Raw genomic sequence first — 23,496 nt, 5'->3', positions numbered from 1 at the left:
TGGCTGTATTGTAAGCGATCACTTACGCATGCCGCCGACGACTTGCCTCGGCGATGTACTCGCGTAACCTACCTGTCCTGCCGACCATGCCGCGTCGGCGAACCCAGGAACGGATTCGGCCTCCAGGAGGGATGCCATGACCCAGGCTAACGGACTGCAGTTCACCCTGAGCCTGACCGGCGCCGGTGAGGCCGACTTGGCGGTGGTCGACTTCACTCATGAAGAGGCGTTGTCGTCGCCGTTTCATCTTCACGTGCGCTTTGCCAGCCGCGCCGTCGACCTCTCGCCGGAAGCGCTGCTCGACCGCCCGGCGAGCCTCACCGTGTGGCAGGACGGCGTGGCCCAGCGACGGGTCCACGGCATCGTCGCCGAGTTCGGCCGCGGCGACCGCGGCCATCGGCGCAGCCACTACGAGGTCGTGATCCGTCCCTCGCTGTGGCGGCTCTCGTTGCGCCAGAACTCGCGGATCTTCCAGCGCGTCTCGCCGCTGACCATCCTCAACACCCTGTGCGAGGAACGCGGCCTGACCGATGTGGCCTTCGCGGTGACCCGCGAGCCCGCCGAGCGCGAGTACTGCGTGCAGTACCGCGAGACCGACCTGGCCTTCGTCGAGCGCCTGGCCGCCGAGGAAGGGTTGTTCTACTTCCATGAGTTCGAGGATGGCGACCTCGGCGCCCATCGGCTGGTGTTCGCCGACGATCCCCAGGTGCTCACCGGGCTCGGCGAACGCCCCTACCACCATCGCGCCGGCGGCACCGCACCGCAGCGTCACCTGCGTCGGCTGACCCAGACCGCTCGGGTGCGCCCGGCCCGGGCCCAGCTCAAGGACTACAGCTTCAAGCGCCCGGCCTACGCGCAACTGCACGAGCGCCAGGGCGACGGGCTGGAGCAGTACAGCCAGCGGGGCGACTACGAACACTACGACTACCCGGGCCGCTACAAGGCCGACGCCTCGGGCCAGGCCTTTACCCGCCACCGGCTGGAGCACCTGCGTCACGACGCCCTGACCCTGGCCGGCGAGAGCGACCTGCCCGAGCTGGCCCCGGGCACGCGCTTCACCCTGGCCGACCACGACGTCAGCGAGCTCAACCGCGGCTGGCAGGTCGTCAAGGTGGTCCACGAGGGCGAACAGCCCCAGGCGCTGGGCGAGGACGCCGCCCAGGACGACGGCATGACCCGCTACCACAACACCCTGACGCTGATCCCGGACGACACCGCCTGGCGGCCCGCGCCCGAGCCCAAGCCGCGGGTCGACGGCCCCCAGGTGGCCTTCGTGGTGGGGCCCGAGGGCGAGGAGATTCACTGCGACGCTCACGGCCGGGTGCGCTGCCAGTTCCCCTGGGATCGCTATGCCGAGCCCAATGAAACCGCCAGTGCCTGGCTGCGCGTCAGCCAGGGCTGGGCCGGCGGCGGCTACGGCATGATGGCGATTCCGCGCATCGGCCACGAGGTGATCGTCTCTTTCCTGGAAGGCGACCCCGACCAGCCGATCATTACCGGGCGCACCTACCACGCGGTGAATACGCCGCCCTACGAGCTGCCAGCGCACAAGACGCGCACCGTGCTGCGCACCCAGACCCACCAGGGCGAGGGCTTCAACGAACTGCGCTTCGAGGACCAGCACGACCAGGAACAGATCTGGGTGCACGCCCAGAAGGACCTGGAGCTGCTCACCGAGAACGACCGCACCGAGGAAATCCGCCGCGACAGCCACCTGGCCGTCAAGCGCGACCGGGTGAGCGAGCTCGACCGTGACGACCACCTCACCGTGCATGGCGAGCGACGCGAGAAAAGCGATGGCGCCCAGCACCTGACCATCGATGGCAGCCTGCATCTGAGCGCAGGCCAGGCCTGGCTCACCGAAAGCGGCCGCGAACTGCACATCAAGGCCGGCCAGAAGGTGGTGCTGGAGGCAGGCAGCGAGCTGACCCTCAAGGCCGGCGGCAGTTTTCTCAAGATCGATGGTGGCGGTGTCACCGTCAACGGCCCCGGCGTGAAGGTAAATGCCGGTGGCAGTCCCGGCAGCGGCACGGGGCAGGGCGCCCAGGCACCGCTGTTGCCGGGCGAGGCCACCGCCGAACATCACGAGCGAATCGACCCCAGTCAGAGCGAGGCCACATTGGCTTCCACGTTAGTGCCGCCTGACGTATGCGAGGAGTGCTGGAAGAAGGCTCTCGCTGAGGGGCAGTCACTGATACCGGGGGATGAGGCATGAAGAGGGAGGTAAGGCCCAATGCCTGGCGAAATATCGAGGACTCTGACAGCAATCGATATGCCTTGATAGAGATGGGAGCGCTGCCGGGGGAGACCCGGACGTCATTGATCGAGGCCGCCGATGGGGATTATTGGCCATTGATACGTGACACTCGGCAGGAGCACTTGATCAGAGAGGGACCTTGGCTGATGGAGTTGCCTGATGGTGATCTGGATGGGCAGAGCTTGGGCGCGATGGGGTGTGGGGTGATGGCATGGATTGAAAGTCCGCAATCCGGCGATTCGCTAGCTCGACAACTGGCGCCCGCCATGACTGTGATATCGCCGGAGGGTAAAACCTGGCTAATGCGCTTCTATTTGCCATCGCTCATCCAGGCCCTCCATGAGGCGAACTCGTGGGCTTGGCATCGGGATCTCTTCAATGGCATCGAGCGATGGTGGTATCCAGATCAGGAGGAGGGGTGGCAATCCTTGGCAGGCCTGTTGGATGATGGCTTGAGGCACGATGCCTGGCGGCTCGACTGTGATCTAGACCTGTGGACTTCACTCCGGGGAGACACCGAGGCCACGGCATTGACCGCACATTTTGTGAGCGAGATGCCGGAGCTATTCGAGGATGTCTGCCCTTGTGACCGTCCAGGAAGAGTTGCCAAGGCCCTCTTCGCTGCCGATGAGATAAAGCTTTTTCGCCCAGAGGACCGCAGGATATATGTTTATCTCTGGTTAGAGAAAGGAGAGAGCTTCTTGCAAAGTGACTCGATGAAACGCTGCCTTGAACAAGCAGTATGTGGTGATAAAACACTGCTCGAATGCCTTCAAACGCAAGAGGAATATTAACCATGCTGGGGCGTTGGGTGTTTCGACGGGTATTTCGGGGCGTGCCTACCTGGATTCAGGTAGTAGGCGTGCTAGCGATTCTCGCTTACGTCGGCTGGTATAACTTTCTCCGGATGCCGGAGGGAGGCTCACTAAGAGGGCATAGTTATATAGATCGGCCGATTTATAGTTACTGGGTCAACGATAATTGGGGAGGTAATTTAGCAGCTTTTGGAGGGGGAGCTACTTGCTGTTGGTCCTTAGGGGGGGGGAGTGTCGAAGTCGTTTGGATCCTTAGTATGTCCAAGAAACAGCAAGAACAAGGAATGGAGCAGGAACGTCATAGTGTGACGTTGCCTATGCCGGAACGTAGCCGAGAAGATCGTTATCTACATGTACACTTCCTTCCCAAGAATAGGGTCGAGCTGGTATGGAGCCCAGATTTTGGCTCTCCCTTGACGGATAAGCTGGAGCAGGAGTATCCCCGGGATGGTTGATTCGCAGACGTTGGAGCGCTGTCAGGCGATTAATGCTCGCTCGGAAGGTCAGTCTTCTTCGCTCATCGGGGTGGATTGCCAGTTGACGATAGAAATAGGTATTTTCTTCGATGGTATAGGGCGCCATCTTGAGCAGGACCTTCGTGACGGACGAGTAAGTAATATTGGACGATTATATTCTGCTTTTCCTGACCAGGAAAAAGACAGGCTTGGCCAGGCATTTCGTAGGCTGTATCTTCCGGGTTTGGGAGCTCCATATGAAGAAAACGTGCAGGAAAACTTTGAGGCAACTCTACGTCGTGCTTCCAGCGAAGCAGTAGATGGGGTTGAGGGGCATCTCCGTGGTGGTGTGACTGGAGCTGCCAAGGAGGCCGTCTTTAATACTGATGGTGGCGCATGGTGGGAGGTCTTCGGCCGCTCCTGGAAGGCGTCATTGACCAAACCCTGGGAGTGGGTCAAAAGCGCTCGGGATGCAGCCATTCGCACCGGGGCCGAGGTTTTCAGCCCTATCCGTGATCATCCTATTACCGCCAACCTGCTGATGAGCGGGGCGGCGACCCGGCAGTCTGCCGCTATCGAGCAATTTCAGGGAGCGGTGAGCGACGTGGCTGGCAATAGCCAGATGCCGCTCGGAACGATTCGGGTATCGGTTTTCGGCTTCGATTTCGGCGCCGCCCTGGCTAAGGCCTTCGTTCGCGAGTTGCTGGAGGAGGTCTGCGAGCAAGAGGGCGAACACTATCGTTACGAGGATGCGGAGGTACAGATCGTTTTCGCGGGACTCTTCGACTGCGTCGATCGCACTCACCCTGAGCTTGGTCCTGTGGATTGGTTCCACCCGCTGACCCCGGTCCTCGATGATGGTGGCCCGCTCCATCCAGGCTGCCGGCGGGCGCTGCACCTGATCGCCGCCCATGAGCGGCGTTTTTACCGTCGTTGCCGGCCCCTCGGTACCTTGCAGGCCGACTGGCGAGAAATTCTCCAGCCTGGGATCAGCGAGGATATCGGCGGTGGCCTGAAGCCCGACGAGCAGAAGGTCAGTGCCGAGCTGTCACTGGCGGCACTGCATCGCATGTACCGCAGCGCCATGATGGCGGGTGTGTCCTTTCCCAGTCTGGAAGAGCTGCAGGCTCAGGATGTTGCTACATCACGGTTATTCGAATTGAACGACCAGGTGGACGGCCATTCGCTGATAGCGTTGCAACGCCACTATGAACGTCTCGTCAACGATGCGCTGTCCCCTGACGAGGCACACTTCCGGCAGCATGCTCAACTCTATCTGGCTTGGCTTGCCCATCGATATCGGGAGTATCGGGCTACTCGCGCGGCGCTGGAGGCCCAACTCGATACCTTGCCCGATCGAACGCCCAGCGGTGTACTGGGCGTGCCGAGCGCTTCGCTGACTACCCCTCATGACGAATGGCAACAGATAGAAGCCGACGCAGCGGAAGTGGAGCAGGCACTCGGTCAACTGGAAACGCAGTGGGGGTGGCTGGAAGAAGTCGACCAGGAAGCCCGCCAAATCCGTGCGTTATTTCTATCGAGCGATGGCATGACTCGGCGTCAGGCGCGTCAGACGCTCGAGTACGAGTATCGTATGGCCGAAGCCTGGTGGCGCTGGACACGAGAAACAGCACCACCTGAGTTACCAGAAGAAGTGGAACGGCTGTTTGCCTATGGGTTGCATGATAAGCGGCCTGCAGAACAGAGGATGCGTAACCGGCAGGCGACGATGCTCCTGGGGGGATACCATTTCTTTGCCTGGCGACGCCTTGATATGCCCGAGTAAGGTATGGTGGGCTTAGTAGCCATCGTCGCGTCGACTCTATCAGGCCAACGAAAAGGGCACGGTCGAAGCCGTGCCCTTTCCAGTTCAGTGACGACCGCGATCAGTCATCGGCGGCGCCGTCAGCCTGTACTTCACCCGTGAGACGCCACTGCAGGACTGGGTGCGCAACACCCGCTTCGGCCGCCATCCCGCTGATTGGGCGGGCGACCTCAAGCAGGAACTCGATCGCCTGTTTCGCCTGCTCTACGCGCCCCGGGTGCGCCTCGAGCGCCGCAACGAATGGAACCATCGGCTCGGCACCCGCTACCAGTCGGTATGGCTGCTGGTGGAATTTCCCGGTGCCACGCCCCCGTTTCCCGGCATGTTCACCTGGCAAGCCGAGGCGACCTGGAGCACGGGCTGGTTCGGCGGCGAGACTCGCAAGGTGGTGATTACCGAGCAGGATCTGTCGCTGGATATCGGCGGGCGCCATGGCGATCGTCCCGTCTATCGTCGCGTCTACCACGACGATGCCAAGGGCGCGACACTGCAAGGGCTGAGCGGCACCCTGTACTATCGTCCTCGTCCCGGGCTGACGCTGTCGCCCATCGAACTTTCCATCGACTGAGTGCCGAGGCCCCATGCAGCGCATCAAGACCTTCTCTGGGTGCAGTACCTGCCACCGGAAGCACTAGGGCCCCTACAGCATGTGCTGGTCAGTGATCCGGAAGCCTTGAGTCTGAGAAACAGACGATTACCGCTCTGCAGGTCCAGAATTACCAGCAGATCCGACCAGCGTTGAACTTGCGCCGATGCCGACAAGAGCCCGGGGTATAACGCGAATCGCGTGATACGCAGAAGTCCCCTTTCCCCATCTTCCCTTTGGCTCTTTCGCCCTTTGGGGTTGCCACCCTCTATCCTATACGGGTAAGCCCCTTCCCCTTGGGGGCGCCATTCCCTTATCAGCCATTTTACCCTTTGCGGTTGCCATTTGAGTTCGACGCTCAGTAGGCTGCCAATGCGGGCGGTCGTCGCCCGGCTTTCGCCTATGACGCTGGAGAGGGACTACCCATGAACAAGTCGGAACTCGTGAAACAGATCGCCACCACCGCGGAACTGTCCCAGGCCCAGGCAGAGCGCTGCCTGACGGCCTTCACTGACTCAGTGGCCAAGACGCTGTCCCAGGGAGACAAGCTGACCCTCCTCGGCTTCGGGACCTTCGAGACACGCGAACGGGCGGCCCGCACCGGGCGCAATCCGCAGACCGGCGAGGAGATGACGATCCCTGCCGCCAAGGTGCCTGCCTTCAAGGCGGGGCAGGGACTCAAGGACGCGGTGAAGGGTTAATCCGTGGCGGATCACGACAACAGCTACAAGCGCCTCTTCTCAGAACCGGCGATGGTGCGGGACCTGCTGACCGAGTTCGTCCAGGAAGAGTGGGTCGACCAGCTGGATCTCGACAGTCTGGAGAAGGTTAGCGGCAGCTACGTCTCGGATGACCTGCGCGACCGCGAGGATGACATCATCTGGCGGGTGCGTTGGGGAGAGGGATGGCTCTATGTCTACCTGCTCATCGAGTTCCAGCGCACCGTCGATCGCTACATGGCCGTCAGGGTTATGGCTTATGAGGCGCTGCTGTACCAGGACCTGATCCGGCAGAAGGCCTTTACCCCCGCAGGCAAGCTGCCACCGGTGCTGCCCATCGTGCTGTATAATGGGGATCAGCGCTGGACCGCGGCACAAAACGTCGTTGACCTGGTCGAACCCATACCAGGGGGATTGTCCCACTATCGACCGTCGTTGCCCTACCTCCTCCTCGATGAGGCGGAAATCTGCCAGAATGAAGATCATCTGGAGGAGACACGCAATTTGGTGGGCGCGCTGTTCCAGTTGGAGCACAGTCAGGATTTGGCGCAGTGGGAAGCGGTGCTCAAGCGGCTGGGAGAGTGGCTGCAGGCACCCGAACATGACTCGCTTCGGCGGGCGTTCACTGTCTGGGTCACACGCGTCCTGATTCCCAGCCGGTGGCCAGGATTCGACCCCGACGAGATCAGTGCCCTACAGGATCTGCAGGAGGTACACGCCATGTTGGCAGAGCGCATTAGAGAATGGCCAGAACGCTTCAAACAGGAAGGCGAGGAACGTCATGCCTTAGAGATGGCTCGTCGAATGCTCCAGCACGGAGACATGTCAGACGAGCTCATTGCGGAGTTCTCAGGACTGGATGTCGCCAGAGTGGTTGAGCTGCGTCGGGAGATGGAGCGCTGAACCCCGGCGCTCTCTCGCGCAATCCAGACGCCTTGGCCCGGGATAGGTCTGCAGATTTTGCACACAGGCGCGGCGTTATATCCTGAGACCTACAAAGAGGCCCTGACAGCCAGTGAAGGCCGCCAGGGCGGTATGTTAATTATCGTTGGATACTGAGCGTGATTCTTGAAGGCCGTCTTTGATCTCACCTAGTCGATCATAGATGCCGAACAATAGTATGGCGCCTTCACAGAGGACACGCCAGAACAGAAGGCCGAGTAATAAGCCGATAATGTTCATGAGAAGAAGCAGGAGTTTCCCGCTGAATAGGGCTGTGACAATCCCTCCAATACCACCGAGAACTATCATTATGATGCCAATCCAGTAGGCGACCTGGATCAACTTTGGGGTTAAAAACTTCTCGAAAGATGTGAAATCGCCGAGGTTCATCGTGCATCTCCTTGTCGATTGATAACGTTCGTTCCATCGAAATCAGCTGTCTGCAGCCGATATAAGGAAACGGCCGAACAGTGCTGCATACGCTATTTAGATCACCACAAACAGAATGGGCTCCGCAAGAGGCTCGGAGGGATAGAATGAAGTTCTATAAGGAGTGGGTTGCAGTACAATGCTGATTCTAGGCGCTCTCTCGCGCAATCCAGGCGCCTTAGCCGGGGATAGCCTGCAGATTTTGCACACAGGCGCTGTTATCAATGCGGGCTTACGAGGAAACCTCGGGACAGGCGGCTTCAAACTCTTCCTCATAGGTATTCCACAGGCGGTCGGCCTCACCATTGTTGAGAGGGTGATCCGAATCGAGCATGTCCTTCGGATTGTCAGCCAACGCTTCATTGGCGGCGACCAAGTCATCCAGCGCCGCTTGTAGCCTTGGCGTCATATTCGGCCGTGCGTCCGTGAGCTTTTGCTTGGCAGTGGCAATGTCCGGCTCGCTGATATTGGACCCCGTCAGTGGCGCGAAGTAGTTCATCCAGGGGATATGGATCTTGAGGCAGAGAGCTGGGTCCAGTTGCTGTGCGGGGGATGCCGTCGAGATCGAGAGAATGGCCATGCCGACCAACCAGTGAGCAGTACGCTGCATCATTCCATGACTCCAGTCGTTTCGATTACGGATACTGTCCTCGTGCTATCCGGGCATAGCCGAGATACCAAGCGAAATTGCCTACTGGTTGAGTATGCCTCCCCCGAGAAGAACACGCCACTTCGTGGCATCGGGGACCTCAGCAGGCATCGGGAGGTCGCAGTGAGGGGGCTTGATGGCCACCCGACACCGATCTACCCTAGATAATCTAGGTTACGTGTATCTCCCGAGAGGTGCGTCATGACACTCAAGGAACGACTGAAGCAGCTAAAAGCCGGTGCTGATCGCCAAGCGGCCGAGCTGGGCCACGAGGACGTGGCCGGTGCCGCGGTCGCGTTTGGTCGTGTGACTGGCCGTGCCCTGGGGAACGTTGTGCATGATGCGGGGAAGCTGATGTTGGCTTTCGTGCCGGAAGATGATGGGCAAGACACCCCGTCAAAGCGAGCTGATAAAAATGCTCCAGGAAAGACCTGGGCATCAACAGGCGAAGGCTTCCAGGGGCTTGCAGAAGGCCCTGACGGATTCGGATACTATCAGAACGGACATCATGCTAAGGGTGAGTAGCTCGGGGGGGCGTGCGGCTCCAGGTTACTATAATAATGCTTCTGGCTTCAGGGTGGACACACCAGATCATCCTTTGTGTAGCAACTCAGAACTGTAAGGGCTCCACTCGGAGCCCTATTTCCTTTTCCTACCTTATCTTCCCTACTTACCTCCTGCCGCTTTACCAGCCTTTCCTGCCGCTTGCTTAGCGCCTGACTCTCCGGCGTCTTTGGCCCCCCTGGAACCTTCCTGAAGATTGTTACCAATAGCACCTCCAACTTTCATCCCTGACCAGCCCAGGGCCGCCACCCAAACTGACGGCAGAATGAAGTACATCGACCACTCCACGAACGTCAGCACGATCCTGTCGTACACGTTCTCGACGCCGCCAACGACGGCCTGAACCAGTAACGCGCCGTCACCATAGAGCATTACTGACAGGTGGTACTCCATCCAGCGGGCCAGCTCCCACCAGAATGACAGGAAGAAGATCGCAAACAAGCCGAAGGTCGCCATACCGGCCGCTTTGAAGCTGTATCCGGAGACCACCATCACGAAGGGCAGGCAGATCACGACAGCCATGACCAGGGCGTTCTGGATCATGGGCAGGGCTTGTTTGACCATGTCCATGCCGACCTTGGCCACACCAGCCGTCATGGCCCCGCCGGCACCGCCGACGATCTTGGAGAGCGCGTCGGCCGCGCTGTTCTCACCGCGAGCGCCATAACCGTTGACGCTGCCCGACGAGCTCCCCTTGCCGACATCGCCATGGACGCTCACCATGCGCCGGACCATGGCCTCGGTGGCCACGTCCTTGTTGGTCGTGCCATCGGTCAGAGCCTGCCACAGTTGATCCATGCCACTGATCTCACCCTGCAGCCGGGTGTAGAGACCGTTTTCACTGTCTTGCCACCACTCTTTGCAGGTCGGATAGCCTGGTTGTCCCGGGCCGGTGTTCGAGCGCGACATGTCCCGGTCCGAATCAAACGGGAAGCCTTTGACCGGCCGTTCGGCATATAGCGAGTCGTAGTAGCCCGACGTCTCCAGGAACTCGTGGGAGCCGAGCCAGTCGGTGTCGACGGCGTCATCCTGATCGATTTCGCCGTGCTCTTCGTGATATTTACTGCGTGCGTCCTTGAAACAGGTATTCGTGAAGTCTGCCACCTCTTCCTTCAGAATGGGGTCTTCGATCTCCTCCATGTCGATTTCGGTGGCGACCGCCTGGATATCCGGAGAACACGGGATCTTGCTGATGGCCACATTGGTCATGCCCTTCGACACGGCATGCACGAACGCCCACCACAATGGGGCCTTGGCACTCTGCCCATCCAGGGAATTCAGGGTGTCCTCGCTATACGCCCCATCCCCGATGACGGCGGTACTGCAAGTCTCGCCATTGCGCTCGATCTCTTCGGTGGCCACCGGGTTGAACGACACCCCAAGCACCGGCATGCACGTGAAGGCCACGATGATGATCATGGCGTACAGCCGGGCTTCGATGCGGTTGATGGTCAACAGCCCCTTGTTGCCTTCGTCATCACCTTCTCGGCGTGCCTGGTACCACTCCGACAGAATCAGGGCGATGATCGGAATCACCGCCAGGCCCGTCCCGAGCATCGCGTCCCAGATCCCGTTGTTGATGACCCAGCCGAGCATCAACAGCGCGGTCTCCATGTAATTGCTGACGTTGAGTGATACGTCCATCAGGCGCCTCCCAACCAGTTGTAGAGGTTGTAGAGCTCGATCAGGGCCACCACTACGAGCACATGTCGCTCGAGGCGGACCAGCATCGCATAGGCGGCCTGGCCGCCATCCTGGTCATCTTGCAGACGAGCCACAGTGCGCGGCCGCAGCCGATACCGCCAGAGCACGAAACCCAGGCCATATAAGCCACAGCGCCACAGGAACAGCCACGGCGCCGCGACGTGCATGGCCGATTGAAATGCCGTCAGGCTGCCCAGCAGCGAGATCGCCACGGAAGCGATCATGCCGCTCAGCAGCACGACCAGCAGAAACGTAAGGGCGGCCACCAGCAGTGGTGGCCAGGTACGCGGGTGCAACCCCATTAATTGGCCTCCTCAGACGGACGGCCGCGGTTGTCGCGACGGGATTCGGGCAGGTTGACGCCTGGGGCACTGGTATTGGCCCGACGCTGCGCCACACGCTGGAGGGCCAGCTGGGCGGCGTTGTTGGCCAACGCGGTGCGGACTTCCAGCTCGCTCTTGAGCGCGTCGATATCGCGATCGAGGTGCGTGAGCTTGCGCTCGAGTTCGGTCATGCCTTCTTCATTGTTGGCGATGCCTGGCTCACTGGCGCCGGCGAGGAGCGTGCGGCGTGCCCACATGGCTTTGGTGAGGGTGCGCGACAGCGCCATTTCACCGGCCAGACGCTGCGTGAGCAGTTCAGCATCGGGATCTTTGCGAATCGCTTCGATCACGCCCCGTGAGACGGACAGGCCCGGGCCAGCGGACACCGCATTCAGGGCGCTGGGCGTGGGGTCCGTGTTGCCACTGACCAGGTCAGCGAGATTCTCGGCCAGGGTGGTCTGTTCCTCCTCGAGGGCTTTCATCAGGCCGGTGCCGGCCTGGCCTTGTCGTTTATCACAGCCATCGCAGGTCCGGATCTCGGTCTCACCGATCACGGATTTGGTCCAGTCAGCGGCCTCCTGGGGATCCTGCCAGACAGTGCACATGCCCCCCTGGCAATCACCCGAGGCCGCATTACTGAAACTGCCGCCCCCCGGCCAGTCACCGTCATTGGTGGATATGGATCCCCACCCTTGGCCACCGCCAGAGACTGACTGCGTGCTGGTGGGATCGCTACGGCCGTGCAGCTGGTTGTAACCCGCGATCGCTGTATCCTCGACGACCTCGATCGGCTCTTGATTTTCCCCTCCGCGCTTTTGACCGCCGACCCAGGTGCGGCCCTTGTTGCCGCCTTGTTCCTCGACCACTTCCTGAGCAGCGACAGGGTCCTGGGTGTTCTTGGCGGTAGCCTTCCAATTCTCTGCCTTGGCAGCCTGTTGGGACTGCTCTCCCATGGCAAAGTCGGTCATCTGCTCGGCCATGTTCTGGCACGACAGCTTGGTCTTGTCATAGTCCAGGCGCCCCTGCAGCACACCGTTCTGCAGCAGGTCATAGAGCTGGGGGTTCGCTCGCTGGATCACCATGGCGGGCAACGACGCCACCGCCCCGGTGGCGTTCTGGACGACATCACCCATGAGGTTCTGGAAGCCGTTGGTAATGCCGTTGAGCTGGTTCGACACGGAGGCGCCCATGTCGAAGTTGCCGCAGGTGGCGTTGAGGTTCCACCTGGCGCCCATGCTGAGCGCCGAAGGCGAGTGGCCCCGCCCCGCGGAGACGCTGATCGGGGCGGCGCCGCCGATATCGTAATACAGGGCATCCGAGGCGGTTTGCGCCTGTGCGGTGCTGACCGCCGCCGCCAGGCTGATGCCCAGCGTCAGGCGAGTCATGGTGTGTGTCATTCGACCCATCCGTCACCTCCGGTATCAAAGAGCAGTTCCTCGCCACGACGCGCGCAGCAGGTAATCGGTCGCCACATCGCCCAGACGTTATCCCCGCTGCCATCGCGCCGGTCCTGGTAGGTGGCCATCGGCCCGCGATCGGGCCAGACGGCACAGCTGTCTTCCATCTGAGGGGCGAGGGGCTGCCAGCGATGCGTCGACCGGTCGCCTTCCTTCACGGGATCCGGTGGCCAGTAGCCCTCGTCGTGGTGGGAAAGTAGCGGATTGTAGACATGCGGCTGACCGGTTCGCGTGACGACGTCGGCCACGCGCTGTGCGGCGACAGCGCCGGCTTTGTAGTCGTTGCCCTGGTTGATGAACCCGCCCCGTGGATAGATGTTGCCCCACAGATCGCCAGGCTGCCCCAGCTCGCGCACGCCCGGTGTCAGGGCCTGCGGATAGCCGGATTCCGGGATGTTGGAGCGCCAAGCGGCCGGGTCGAGCGTGGACAGGAAGTACGGCAGCATCGGCTTGCCACGCGACTTGCACAGAAACCCGCCCCAATCCGACTGAAAGGTGGCCAGGGCTGGATGGCCGATGGCATCCACGTTCTTGAAGCGCAGATTCTGGTGGTTGTTGCTGTGCCGGTCCGTGCTGGTTCCGCCTCTCTGGGACAGGTTGTTGGGCGGGGCCATCATGCGCACCGCTGGCCACGGATTCTCGCCGGTGCGCTGATAGCTCGAGACCACCAGCTCCGGGATATAGTGAGTGACCTTGATGGACGTTTCGGTATAGCAGCCCCAAGCCGTACAGGTGAGCCACACACAGATGCCGATGGCCCTGTAGTCGAGGCACGACGGAGACAGTGCTGACTCGGCGATCTCGACGGTGGAGATCTCGGCCGCCTGCACCGGTTGGTTGGCGACACCACTGACACTCAGCACCAGGGCCAGCAGGGTGGTCAGGCCGCCCCCCTGCCAACGTTGTATCAGGCTCATGGGACACCCCCTTGAGCGACATGGAGGAAGTCGGTGCCGGGCGCATCCTTTGGTAGCGTTGGAGGTTCCCCAACCAAGCCAACCACTGGCCACAGGAGTCCCGGCATGACAAACGAGGAAAACTGGTATCGCCAACTGCTGCTGGAGTTGGAAGAGCGACTTCCACCTTCTAACCCATCTCCCGCGGCCGAGGTGCGAGCAACACGACACATCAAGTCGTGGTACGCCCTTTCCGCCTTGGGTAACGCGTTGGCGCAGGAACGCGGGTGGCCGCTGGTCGGCATGGAGGCCATCGACTTCGCCATCATTTCGAAATACGCCTGGTTTCTCCCTCAGGTGCGAGCTCTTCCGGCTGCCAGTAAATGGCTAGCGTTACACGAGGATTTGAATAGACTGGCCATTGATCCGCTTGCGATTGAGGTATGGAGTGCAAGGTACCCAAGCGAAGCTGAGGTTGATCTGCTGGACTGGACGGCAAACCCATCAGGTCTGCCGCCTGTCGAAGATAGGGGCCCATTGCATGAGTGAGACGGGTTAGCGCGGGACGTGACGCTCCGGGCCTCCAGATGAGGTCCGGATCCATCTCCAGTGCCATGTTCAGCTGAGAAAACGCGCCATCGAAGCGGTGCTCGCGTACGGCCACTGCCCGGGGAGTGGCGATGAGCCCAGCCTGCAGGAGTTGTTCTAATAACTCGTGCTGATCCGGGAATCGGGTATCATCTCGCTCAAGTGGCTGTAGATGCGCTTTGATGTCGGAGTAAATGGCAGGGTACAGCGCCCAGACACAGAAGCGGGTCAGCCAGGCACATTGCGTCTCTGGTGATTCATCCTCAGCCGCCTTGCGGACCGCATAGGCCAATGCTGACTGTAACTCGGCATTCGTGAACGTCGTCGTCGCTGTCATGGGCTCGCCTCCTGTTGGGTCTCTTGCTGGTACGCTTCAATCTGCTCGAGGGCCTGGCTGACATCGGCTTCGCCATAGACGACGTAGCGGCTGTCCACGACGACCGCCGGCACCTTCTTGATACCGATCATCCAGGCGCGCGCTGTGCCCATGGCCGCTTCCTTGAGGGCCTGACGTTTCGCTTGCCAATCAGGTGCCTTCAGTCGGCGCAGCGCTTCCTGGCGCGCCTGGTCACGGTTGGCAGGAATGCCCTCTGACAACTGCGCATCCAGCCGTGCCGGCGCATCGATTTCGACGACGGCTGCGTCGGACGGCACATTGACGACCGGCTGCCCGGCCGTCGTGAACACCTCCACGCCGGCCCAGGCCGGCAAGGCGAGTATCGAAAGCAACGGAATCAACCAGCGTGTCGGGTGTCGAGCCACAGCGGCCTCCTGGAACGATGGGCATGTGGTCATGGTGAGTTGCCCGGGTGGAGAGGGCATCGAAGAATGTTAAATGGAAGGCGATACGTTTCTTCTACCCGTAGTCATGCAGCTGCTGAGCCAAGGTCCATCCGCTGCTCCAGGCCTGATGTCGTGTTGAATTGGCCGGGTATGGATTGGTGGCAGTGGCATCGCCCCGCTCGAACGCCGTCAGCCCGGCCACGAAGGCTTCCTCAACGATATCCTGCGCCCCTGAATCGAGCTTGCCGGCCTCGAGGTCCCTGGGCATGTCATACTCGGGCCATTCCTGTCGCAGCCGTGGCCAGTCGCCCTCGAGCCAGGCCTGCAGGAAGGCTCCGGGGTCATCGGCTTGGCTGGCGAACACCATGGCCTCGCGCATGACCTCGGCGAGTCGCGTGCGTGATGTTGCCCGTGATCCTGTCATGAGGCCTTCCTGCTTCTCCGGTTCGTGGTGGTCTTGAGAAGCCGCGTGAGGGCGGTACTGTCTGCGACATGCAGGTAGGTATCGAAAGTGGCATTCCAGTCCGTGGTCTCCCCCGGGTAGCGGATGCTGATACGAAGCGCTTCCGCCTGGGGAGAGCGTGACAATGATACCGTTGCATGTTCATCGCTTGGTATCGAGATCCCCAGTGACGCGAGATCTTCCTGGAACTGTACGACCAGGAGCAGATTGGCCTGGTGTGCCTCGCACCATGCCGTGGCCTGTCGCACCTGATCCTCGGCGTCTGGCAGGAAGGAGAGATGATCGAAGACCACCAGGTCGGCGGGACCTGTAGGCGCTGACCACTGTTGGTGACCATCTCCCGGTACCGTTTCGGCAGGAGCGGTAGGCACCGACCATTGCAAGAGCGGATCGACCAGCATCACGCGGCGACTCACGCCCAATGCTTCGACCACGCGCGTTTTCCCGACACCGGTTTCGCCTGACATCACGATGGTATTCATGATGGACTCCTCTTCGTCTGATTCAGTGATTGCCTGTCGCACGGCTAACGGCCTGCACCAGTTGGTCGACCGGTCGATACCCCTCTCCGAGCTCACCGTTGGGGAGCACGGTGGCTGGCGTACCCCTAACCCCAAATTGCTGGGCCAGTGAATAAACCTGCTCCAGTGTCGGCTGACACACCTTGGCTTCATCGCCCACGGGGGCGGTTTGCCCATTGAAGGCCTGATTCAGAGCGTGTCGGGGATATTTGCTGCACCAGATGGAGGCCATGCGCTGACCACTGGGGCTGGACACGCCCCGCCGGGGGAACGGTAGGTACCGGACGGTAATGCCGGCGGCGTTCAGCTCGCTGATATCCTGATGCAGCTGCTGACAATACGGGCAGGTGATATCCGTGAAGACCGTGATCGCGCTTTTTTCCTCTCCTTCTGCTGAGTATGTGATATAGGCGCTGTCGTCGAGCTCATCCAACTGCGCCAGGCGTTGCTCGCGACGCTGCTGCGCGGTGAGGTTGACGACCTGGTCGTTGCGGTTCTCGAAGAGCTGTCCGGCGAGGACATAGCGGGCGTTAGCATCGGTGTAGAGCGTTTCGCCGGTGCGCAGACGCACCTCATACCAGCCATTCATGGGGGCCGGCTCTACTGATGAAGGCGTAACGGCCTGGCCGCCAAGTGTGAGTTCCTCAAGGACAGAGGGAATTTCGCCGGCTGATGCTGAGCTCATGGTGAATAACACGGTCGCAAGTGCCGTGGTGGTCGATCTTTTCATTAAAGCCTCCTGAGACAGCGGACATTGAGGTTTGGAGCTGTACTCAGGTCAGGTTGCCAGTCCAGTGGCGGTGGGGCTGTAGAGAATGTGAAATGGATCGAGTAGGGTTTACGGCTGCAAAGGACAGTCATTGCCGGCCAGACAAAGTTCTGCCTCAGGAGCAAGGATGTTTCACATTTTCAAGCGCCGCCCATCACGCTTTCGCCTCTTGATGGATCGTGCGACCCGAATGGCTGACAGGGGAGAGAAGGAGGGGCTGAGAGACTTACGAAAGATCGTGATGAAGCCCATCCAGGTGAGGCACATCACTCACGCATACAGTGCACCGGACCATGCTGCGATCGAGGAAGCTGACTGGATGTTTGATCTTGGGTTCAACCTCCTCCCGGACCCACGGAACTCCCGAGGGCGCTCCTACTTCTCAGAGTATTGTTGGAACAGGCGTATTCCCGAAGCAAGCCGTCAAAAGATCGAGTTGGACCTCGCAACTGAAATAGTTCTTCCCACACCCTGGCATCCTGGGAGAATGCTCGGCAACCTAGGGCGTATCGTGAAATCCGACAGCGAAAAGGCGTTTCGTCAGGACCCAAACCACCATGTGGTCTGGCTGGTGCCTCTTGAGGTTGGGTGGGTAGCCTCAGGCAACCACTCTATTGCTCAAGCAATCATTGCAGGAAGCGGCCAGGTGACTCCTAAAGAGGCCTATGATATATCCGATCTATTAAATGAAGTCTACTTTGATGGAAGGTGCTGGAAGTATGCATCAGAAGATAATTTTGGTACTTTTCCGCGATACGAGGAATTAGGGTGGGCATGGGAGATTACGAGATTACTTAGCGCACTGGGGTGATGTCGCTGTATTTTTCAATGAATCTCTCGAAAACACTCCGCTGAGTGAGCGCATAGGCATAGAGGTGGCTTCCAGGCCCACCAGACTCCAGGTGCTCAAGTAAGCGTGTAAGGTCATCACAGAATAAAGCGAGGCTCGCTGGGTCATTCCCGCTCGGAAGTTCATCAAACAATCCTAGGATCCACAGCAGCAAGTTATGGCATTCATTTGTGTAGCACGTGGCTCTAAAGATTTTCTTGCCATTCCGCTTAAGTAGGCGTGTTGACATGACGCCCAGTGCTCGGGCTACGTCCATTACATCCTGCCTAGCGCCCTCTACGTCCCTCTCATGAGATAGCTTCTGCATCTTATTGCTCCAATTCGTTGTCGCTTGGTCATGGAAGCAGTGGCAGGTGCTCTGCCAACTGCTGTCGCAGCGACGACACGTCATAATGCCGCTGGGCGCGAACGCGGATCAGGGGAAGCCCAGCGGAGGCAAAGGCTTGATCCACGAAGGCATCTCGCCGGCGTCGATCGCGCCGCTGGTGACTGCGGTCGTCCAGTTCGATGGCCACGTACATGCGGCCGCCGGCCGGGTCGCAGACCACCACGTCGACATGCTTGCTGCTGATCGGGCGAAACCACCGCCACCAGCGTTGATCGCGAGGGTGCCTTCGCCGGCGCTTGACCGTCATGACATCGGCCAGCCGGACCTTGTAGGCCAAGGTGTACTGATCCCCCACCGCACGCTGCAGAGCGCGGACGAAGTGCTGCTCAGCAGGGGAGTTGAGGCAGTCATGACGCACATACGGCAGTCGCTGTGACCGGCGCAGCCGACCGGTCCACAAGGGCCACAGGCTGAACCCGAGAAAGGCGATCGCAATAGGCATCAACACGGGGCCGACGACGTCCATGACGTCCAGGAATGCGGCGAGGCCCAGCGTGGGGTCGGCCCCCTCCGGACCAGGGTCGATCAATGAGCGCGCCATATCAGGTCTCCTCCACATCGGGCAGGTGGAAAAGCGCCGGCGCTTCGCCATAGGCGAGATCGATCAAAACCCCCATGCTCGATTCCCAGGGTTCTCGTGCGCTGGTGTTCAAGAGGCAGCGATGCAGTGCCGATGTCGCCCTGTCGTCGAAGTGAGGTCCCAGCCGCTCCGCCTGCTCGAGCTCCCGTTCGAGCCAATACGGGGTGCCATGGGGCAAGCCGATATAGGTCCCGAGGTAAGCACTGAGCCGGGACCAGGTGGTATCGTCCAGCACGGTCCGGTCTTTCAGACCCAACCAGATCGAGAGGCCGGTCTCGCGGCTTCGGGCGAGGGCTCGCTTGAAAATGGACGTCCCGTGCTGCATCGGTCGGGACGGGAAGCCATCCAGGATCACCAGCCGTTTACGTGGCCTTCCATCGCGGTCAGCTTCGTACCCACCCAACCCCTGGACGTGAGCCACCACGTCATGCATCAGCAGCCCCTCGAGGGCGTCGCGCGATGTGCCGGGCGCCTTGGGGCAGCATCCGGCCGGGTCGATCAGCACGATGTCGCTGTCGGCTTCCCAGCGAAGGGATGTGTCTTCGGCATTGAACACCTCGCCCAGCGCTCCCTGGCAGAACGCCTCGAGCGTCTGTATCAGCGCATCAGGTCCTTGTTGATCGGTACGCAGGGCATCCAGTACGTCCTGGATGCGGCAATGCCGGTCCGTCTCCTCGACCTGGTGCGCTGCGGTGAGGATGGCTTGTCGAAGCTGACGCTTTTGGCCCCGCCTCAAGGTCTCGCCAGGGTATTGGTTGGCCAGCATCAGGTTAACGGTCATGATCAGATCCCCCAGGGGATCCCAGATGGCATGATCGTCGTCCGGCTGACACAGGAAGCGCGCCGTCTGGAAGGGGGCCAACCGACAGGCCGAGCTGTCGAGCGTTGCCACCCGGTCGCCCTCGGCCGCGTGCCGAGTCGCCCAGTTCGCCCATGGCCGCCAGTCCCGGTCCCGACCGGAGGTCAGAACATAGACCTGAACACGTTCATCACCCGGGGCCATCAACGGTTCGTCCAACAGGGCGCGTAACACGGTGCTTTTGCCGGCCCCCGTCGGCCCGGTGATCAGGCCGTGTCCACGGAACGCCATGTTGCCATCGTGCCGCATCGTCAGCCGCCTCCCGCGCCGAATAACCGCCTCCATAGGGAAGGGCGGGTTGAGGCCTTGGCCGGCCCCCCGTTGGCCGCCAGATCCAGGGTCATGTCATGCGCCTGCGCTTGATTGAGCTCCATCTCCTGCCCGGTATCCAGATCCCGGCACATCAGGAAAGGCTCGAAGCGATCGACCTTCCAGCCCGCGGTGTCGTCACGCCCAAGTAGGCGCCGGTCGGGCCAGATCACCTTGGCAACCTGGTGCTCCCGGATTGATGCCTGGAGGGCGTGATAGACGTGCAAGAAGGCCTGGTCGAGGTGATGATGGTGAACCGTCACTTCATGGAGCTGGCTCTTGCCCTCCTGGTCCAGAAAGAAGCGAGCCAGACAGGTCCGGTGGTTACCGTCCGAGCCGACGTAGTAATCCAGGCCGTCGACGGTGTAGAAATCGATTTTGGGCTGGCGAATGACCGGATGGAGATAGTAATCCGGATTGTCCATCAAACGCTGCAGGTTGTGCTGCATGCGCTTTCCGCCCAGCAGGAACTGTAGCCAGGTTTTTCCCTGATACTGCTGATGCATCGTCCCGACGACCCGGAAGACGTTGACAGACCCCGTGTCCGACCAATATTCGTGGGATACGAACGCCGATGCCTCTCGGTTGTAAACCGCTTCCCAGGGTTTGATAGGCGCCTGGCTCCACTCGGGCGGCATGGCGACTTGGCGCCTGACGAAGTCAAAATTGATGTTCTGATCGTGCGCGTGATGCCACCCGAAATCCCACTCCCGGCGTTGGCTCGATTCTCCTGCCTCCTCGAGGTAGGGGTTCGTATTCTGGGGGTCGCCCTCTTGGCAGGCACGAAATCCCTGGCGAAAAGCGACAGATGCCTCTCCCTCAATCTCAAGATACGCTGTCATCAAAGCCCCCCTGTGACTCTCCGATCCCTCGCTTCTCGTCCATACGTCGGGCAATCTCGATGCCCGCATCGAGCTCTGAGCACTTGAACTCGTCCATGACCTGTTTTCGCTCGGCTTTTTCCTCGCCTTCGGTGCCGGCCAGGCTGAGATACAGACTGGGAGGAACGACCCGGAACAAGGACTCGATGCGTCCGCCGAGCACCACCCCCTCGGTATACTTGGCCTTGACCTTGGTGGCGGACTTCACCAGTTGCTGCTGATCCTCGCTCAGGGATTTGAAGCGAGTGACCTGCTTGATCTCGTCCTCGGGCATGGTCAGCAGGATCCACCACTCGATCATGTTGAGCAGCTTGGCCGCCGACTCCGGGAAATCTTCCAAATTCTGAGTGGCTAACCAGAGCCAGTGATTCAGTTTGCGCCCCATTTTGCCAACGCCCACCAAGAAGGGCGCGAGCAAGGGATTGGTGGTCAAAATGTGGCACTCATCGATGGCCTGCAGGATGGGGCGACCGCTGTACTGGTCGCGCTCGGCCATGGCGGTGATCACGTTGGTGATCGAGATCACCGACAGCGCGAGCTGCGCTTCATAGCCTTCGTTCGCGTAGTGCGCCAGGTCGATGATCGTCACATCGCATTCCGGCCAGGGCTCACCCGGGCGGTTGAAGACCTGGCCATCGAAGCCGTCGACGAACAGGCCCATGGCCTCACCCATCTGGTAGGCGCGCCGACGGCCTTCGTCCGGCGTCTCGGGATCGTTGGCGATATCCCGGAACCCTTGCCGTACGTCCTCGGTCAGGCACTGACGGCCGGCATCGACGGCGTAGCGGGCACCGCGATAGATGGCGTCCCGCACCATGCGTTGATCCGCTCGGCGGAACAAGGCTTCCTCTTTAGGATCGCCACCGGTGATCATCAGCCGGGCGGTGATCTCCATTTCCCCCAGGATGTTGCGCTCTTCTTCTTCCTCGGCGTTGTTGACCAGGGTATCGGGATCGGTCGCCAGGCCTTCATGCTGATCGTTACGGTCACGTTCGACGCGCTTGGCTTCCTCCTCGGTGTCGAGCAAACGATGCGCTTCGAAAAACGGCGAGAGCCGAACACCGGAGCCCGGGGCGAGCTTGACCTTGTTGACGGTCAGCCCCATCCGCTCGAAGTAATCGGCGAGGAGCCCGAATGAGTTCCCCTTCTCGATGATGAACAGCCGTGGCCGGTGAAGAGCCATCATCTGAGCCAGCACACTGTTCAGAGTGGCCGACTTGCCGGCCCCGGTCGGGCCAAAGAACAGCATGTGGGCGTTGGCCTGTCGGTCATCGCTGTTGAGTGGATCGAAGCTTACGGTGCCACCGCCGCGGTTGAAGAAGGTGATACCGGGGTGGCCCGTCCCGCGGGCACGACCGAACAGGGGGGAGAGGTTCGCCAGGTGCTGTACGAAGTGGTACTGGGTGTACCAGCGATTCTTACGATCCAGCTCTGGCTGAAAACACATGGGCAACCAGCGCAGGTAGGTATTGAGCCCGGCGATCTCATCCTCGGGCTCGGTCGGCTTGAGGTTGGCATTGGTCAGCTGCGTCGTCAGCCGCATCAAACGGTCCTCGAGATGGGACTCGTCGCGACCGTTGATAAAGAACACCAGGCTGGCCTGATACAGCTTGTGATTATCGCCGAGAAACGACCGTGCCCGCTTGCAGTCTGCCCGGATCTTCTCGCTGGCAATGCTGTTGCCGTGCGCCTTGTCCCTCAGCGTATCGATATGCTGTTCCAGGGGCTCCTGGGGGACCGCCACCATGGTCAGGCACATCTCGGTGCCCTCGGGGAGCTGGTCCATCAGGGCATTGCGGATGCGACCGTCGCCACGCGCCACCTCGCCGGTGACGTGGCCCACCTTGGGGGCCTGCCGCAACTCCTCCACGGGGACACAGGTATGCGGCATCCCGTCGAAGTACCAGTAGCCCGTCTCGACATCACCGCGCGGTGAGCTGGCCAGCATGCCCTCGGCCAGGTCGGAACCCATCAGGGCCGCCTGGTCATCGCCGGGGTAATCGAAGATGTCGTAGAAGCGTTGCGGATCGTCCGGTGAGTACCGGGGACATGGGTTGAAGCGCGGCATCATCCAGCGGTGGAACTCGCGGGCATCATAGCGCTTGAGACGCAGTTCGGCGTTCTGGAGGGCCGTCTCAAGCCGATCGAAGACATAATTCACCGCCTGTTCGGGCGGCAGCCCCTTGTTGCGTTCGCCGACCCGGCTCTGCTGCTTGCCTTTGACAGTCCGCTCCCAGCGATACAGCACCAGGCGGGTGCGCCGTGTCTGGCCCCGCCAAGCCACCTGGGTCACCACATCGTCGATGAACAATCCGCCGGGCTTGGCGATCGCCCGGAGATGGCCTTCCATGCTCTTCAGCCAGTCCTGGGTGTATTGGCTGTCGCGGATCTCCGGACGCGCGTAGTCGGCCAGCGCCTCCAGGTCCTCGCGCGGATCCGTCTCATCGCGGCAATAGAGCTGCGCGACCCATTGATAGTCATCGTTCTCAGGCAAGCTGTCCTGCAGGGCGGCCTCGATCTGATCGCGAAGCGCCTCGAGGGCGTTCTCGCTGCGGCCTTCCGTAGGAATCGGGATCACTTCGGCCACGACACCGACCGAGACGCCGTCCTCGAGCAGAAAGCAGCCTGACTCGGGGAGATACTCGACCCAGGGCAAGCGTGAGGCAAAGGAAGGGGCGCGTTGATATTGCTTTCTCAACTGCGCCTCGGAAATCGGCTTGCCACGGGGCAGTGACAGCGGACGCCCCTGCTCGTCGGTCAGCAAGGGCGCCGCGGCGGCCGCGCCGAGGTCCTGAGGATCGGCGGCGCTCGACGCGTGGTCCTCCTCTGGCAAGGGATTGCCAGCCGGGGCGGTACGCGGCGGAAACAGCCTGCTCATGAAGGT

General features: G+C 60.9%; 24 protein-coding genes. 10 read left to right on the top strand and 14 right to left on the bottom strand.

Translation table 11 applies throughout. The features are described from left to right. Nucleotides 1–136: 136 nt before the first annotated feature. The 7 genes from HELO_RS16820 to HELO_RS16790 all read left to right on the top strand — a co-directional run bounded on the left by HELO_RS16820 (nt 137) and on the right by HELO_RS16790 (nt 7,560). Nucleotides 137–2,215, top strand: coding sequence for a type VI secretion system Vgr family protein (locus tag HELO_RS16820; protein ID WP_013333833.1), 2,079 nt, complete (start codon nt 137–139; stop codon nt 2,213–2,215). Continuing rightward, a complete protein-coding gene (locus HELO_RS16815; RefSeq protein WP_041602223.1) occupies nt 2,212–3,051 on the top strand; it encodes a DUF4123 domain-containing protein in 840 nt (279 codons plus the stop codon). The genes HELO_RS16820 and HELO_RS16815 overlap by 4 nt, the downstream gene beginning before the upstream one ends. After that, entirely contained in the window at nt 3,024–3,527 is a 504-nt protein-coding gene (locus HELO_RS16810) for a DUF3304 domain-containing protein (RefSeq protein WP_321465184.1), read from the top strand. Before HELO_RS16815 ends, HELO_RS16810 begins: the two co-directional genes overlap by 28 nt. Further along, nucleotides 3,520–5,313 carry a DUF2235 domain-containing protein gene (locus tag HELO_RS16805; protein ID WP_013333832.1) on the top strand — a complete coding sequence of 598 codons (1,794 nt, stop codon included), beginning with the start codon at nt 3,520–3,522 and terminating at the stop codon, nt 5,311–5,313. The genes HELO_RS16810 and HELO_RS16805 overlap by 8 nt, the downstream gene beginning before the upstream one ends. 160 nt (nt 5,314–5,473) lie before the next feature. After that, nucleotides 5,474–5,920, top strand: coding sequence for a hypothetical protein (locus HELO_RS16800; protein ID WP_013333831.1), 447 nt, complete (start codon nt 5,474–5,476; stop codon nt 5,918–5,920). Between the two features lie 443 nt (nt 5,921–6,363). Next, nucleotides 6,364–6,639, top strand: coding sequence for an HU family DNA-binding protein (locus HELO_RS16795; protein ID WP_013333830.1), 276 nt, complete (start codon nt 6,364–6,366; stop codon nt 6,637–6,639). Between the two features lie 3 nt (nt 6,640–6,642). Beyond that, nucleotides 6,643–7,560 carry an Rpn family recombination-promoting nuclease/putative transposase gene (locus HELO_RS16790; RefSeq protein WP_013333829.1) on the top strand — a complete coding sequence of 306 codons (918 nt, stop codon included), beginning with the start codon at nt 6,643–6,645 and terminating at the stop codon, nt 7,558–7,560. A gap of 135 nt (nt 7,561–7,695) precedes the next feature. Here the strand turns inward: HELO_RS16790 and HELO_RS16785 are convergent, their stop codons facing one another. Both HELO_RS16785 and HELO_RS16780 read right to left on the bottom strand, forming a co-directional pair. Further along, nucleotides 7,696–7,989 carry a DUF4282 domain-containing protein gene (locus HELO_RS16785; protein ID WP_041602222.1) on the bottom strand — a complete coding sequence of 98 codons (294 nt, stop codon included), beginning with the start codon at nt 7,987–7,989 and terminating at the stop codon, nt 7,696–7,698. Nucleotides 7,990–8,260: 271 nt separating this feature from the next. Further along, nucleotides 8,261–8,641, bottom strand: coding sequence for a hypothetical protein (locus HELO_RS16780; protein WP_013333828.1), 381 nt, complete (start codon nt 8,639–8,641; stop codon nt 8,261–8,263). Nucleotides 8,642–8,878: 237 nt separating this feature from the next. Between HELO_RS16780 and HELO_RS19225 the strand changes: the two genes are divergently transcribed. After that, nucleotides 8,879–9,202 (top strand): hypothetical protein, encoded by a 324-nt coding sequence (locus HELO_RS19225; RefSeq protein ID WP_157953428.1) that lies wholly within the window; start codon nt 8,879–8,881, stop codon nt 9,200–9,202. A 141-nt stretch (nt 9,203–9,343) separates the two neighbouring features. Here HELO_RS19225 and HELO_RS16775 read toward each other — a convergent pair whose 3' ends face one another. The 4 genes from HELO_RS16775 to HELO_RS16760 are packed head-to-tail and all read right to left on the bottom strand — an operon-like array spanning nt 9,344 to nt 13,642. Continuing rightward, the gene (locus HELO_RS16775; protein ID WP_013333827.1) at nt 9,344–10,885 is read right to left on the bottom strand and encodes a conjugal transfer protein TraG N-terminal domain-containing protein; all 1,542 of its coding nucleotides are present in this window, start codon (nt 10,883–10,885) and stop codon (nt 9,344–9,346) included. Continuing rightward, entirely contained in the window at nt 10,885–11,247 is a 363-nt protein-coding gene (locus tag HELO_RS16770) for a hypothetical protein (RefSeq protein ID WP_013333826.1), read from the bottom strand. The genes HELO_RS16775 and HELO_RS16770 overlap by 1 nt, the downstream gene beginning before the upstream one ends. Next, complete coding sequence (locus HELO_RS16765) at nt 11,247–12,665, bottom strand: hypothetical protein (protein WP_013333825.1); 1,419 nt, start codon at nt 12,663–12,665, stop codon at nt 11,247–11,249. The genes HELO_RS16770 and HELO_RS16765 overlap by 1 nt, the downstream gene beginning before the upstream one ends. After that, on the bottom strand, nt 12,662–13,642 hold the full coding sequence (locus HELO_RS16760) for a TIGR03756 family integrating conjugative element protein (protein ID WP_013333824.1): 981 nt from the start codon (nt 13,640–13,642) through the stop codon (nt 12,662–12,664). The genes HELO_RS16765 and HELO_RS16760 overlap by 4 nt, the downstream gene beginning before the upstream one ends. Nucleotides 13,643–13,747: 105 nt before the next feature. On the opposite strand from HELO_RS16760, the gene HELO_RS16755 reads away from it, so the two are divergent. After that, complete coding sequence (locus HELO_RS16755; RefSeq protein ID WP_041602221.1) at nt 13,748–14,170, top strand: hypothetical protein; 423 nt, start codon at nt 13,748–13,750, stop codon at nt 14,168–14,170. Between the two features lie 372 nt (nt 14,171–14,542). On the opposite strand, the gene HELO_RS16750 is transcribed toward HELO_RS16755, so the two are convergent. The 4 genes from HELO_RS16750 to HELO_RS16735 all read right to left on the bottom strand — a co-directional run bounded on the left by HELO_RS16750 (nt 14,543) and on the right by HELO_RS16735 (nt 16,706). Then, a complete protein-coding gene (locus HELO_RS16750) occupies nt 14,543–14,971 on the bottom strand; it encodes a TIGR03757 family integrating conjugative element protein (RefSeq protein WP_013333823.1) in 429 nt (142 codons plus the stop codon). 94 nt (nt 14,972–15,065) lie between these two features. Beyond that, nucleotides 15,066–15,416 (bottom strand): ribosome modulation factor, encoded by a 351-nt coding sequence (locus HELO_RS16745; RefSeq protein ID WP_013333822.1) that lies wholly within the window; start codon nt 15,414–15,416, stop codon nt 15,066–15,068. Continuing rightward, the gene (locus HELO_RS16740; protein WP_013333821.1) at nt 15,413–15,937 is read right to left on the bottom strand and encodes a hypothetical protein; all 525 of its coding nucleotides are present in this window, start codon (nt 15,935–15,937) and stop codon (nt 15,413–15,415) included. Before HELO_RS16740 ends, HELO_RS16745 begins: the two co-directional genes overlap by 4 nt. Before the next feature lie 22 nt (nt 15,938–15,959). Beyond that, nucleotides 15,960–16,706: a DsbC family protein gene (locus HELO_RS16735; protein ID WP_013333820.1), complete on the bottom strand. Its 747-nt coding sequence runs from the start codon at nt 16,704–16,706 to the stop codon at nt 15,960–15,962. Nucleotides 16,707–16,872: 166 nt separating this feature from the next. On the opposite strand from HELO_RS16735, the gene HELO_RS16730 reads away from it, so the two are divergent. After that, nucleotides 16,873–17,556 (top strand): DUF6710 family protein, encoded by a 684-nt coding sequence (locus HELO_RS16730; protein ID WP_049786247.1) that lies wholly within the window; start codon nt 16,873–16,875, stop codon nt 17,554–17,556. Between the two features lie 374 nt (nt 17,557–17,930). Here the strand turns inward: HELO_RS16730 and HELO_RS16720 are convergent, their stop codons facing one another. The 4 genes from HELO_RS16720 to HELO_RS16705 are packed head-to-tail and all read right to left on the bottom strand — an operon-like array spanning nt 17,931 to nt 23,490. Further along, nucleotides 17,931–18,524 (bottom strand): DUF2726 domain-containing protein, encoded by a 594-nt coding sequence (locus tag HELO_RS16720; RefSeq protein WP_013333819.1) that lies wholly within the window; start codon nt 18,522–18,524, stop codon nt 17,931–17,933. 1 nt (nt 18,525) lies between these two features. Further along, nucleotides 18,526–19,653, bottom strand: coding sequence for a hypothetical protein (locus HELO_RS16715; protein ID WP_157953427.1), 1,128 nt, complete (start codon nt 19,651–19,653; stop codon nt 18,526–18,528). Between the two features lie 20 nt (nt 19,654–19,673). Then, nucleotides 19,674–20,573, bottom strand: a complete 900-nt coding sequence (locus HELO_RS16710; RefSeq protein WP_013333817.1) for a ribosome modulation factor — start codon at nt 20,571–20,573, stop codon at nt 19,674–19,676. Beyond that, a complete protein-coding gene (locus HELO_RS16705; protein WP_109637712.1) occupies nt 20,557–23,490 on the bottom strand; it encodes a conjugative transfer ATPase in 2,934 nt (977 codons plus the stop codon). The genes HELO_RS16710 and HELO_RS16705 overlap by 17 nt, the downstream gene beginning before the upstream one ends. Between the last annotated feature and the right edge of the window lie 6 nt (nt 23,491–23,496).

It is taken from the genome of Halomonas elongata DSM 2581 (assembly GCF_000196875.2).
Taxonomy (GTDB): domain Bacteria; phylum Pseudomonadota; class Gammaproteobacteria; order Pseudomonadales; family Halomonadaceae; genus Halomonas; species Halomonas elongata.
Note: the sequence above shows the minus strand (reverse complement) of the source record. Positions and strands in the feature narration are given on the sequence as shown.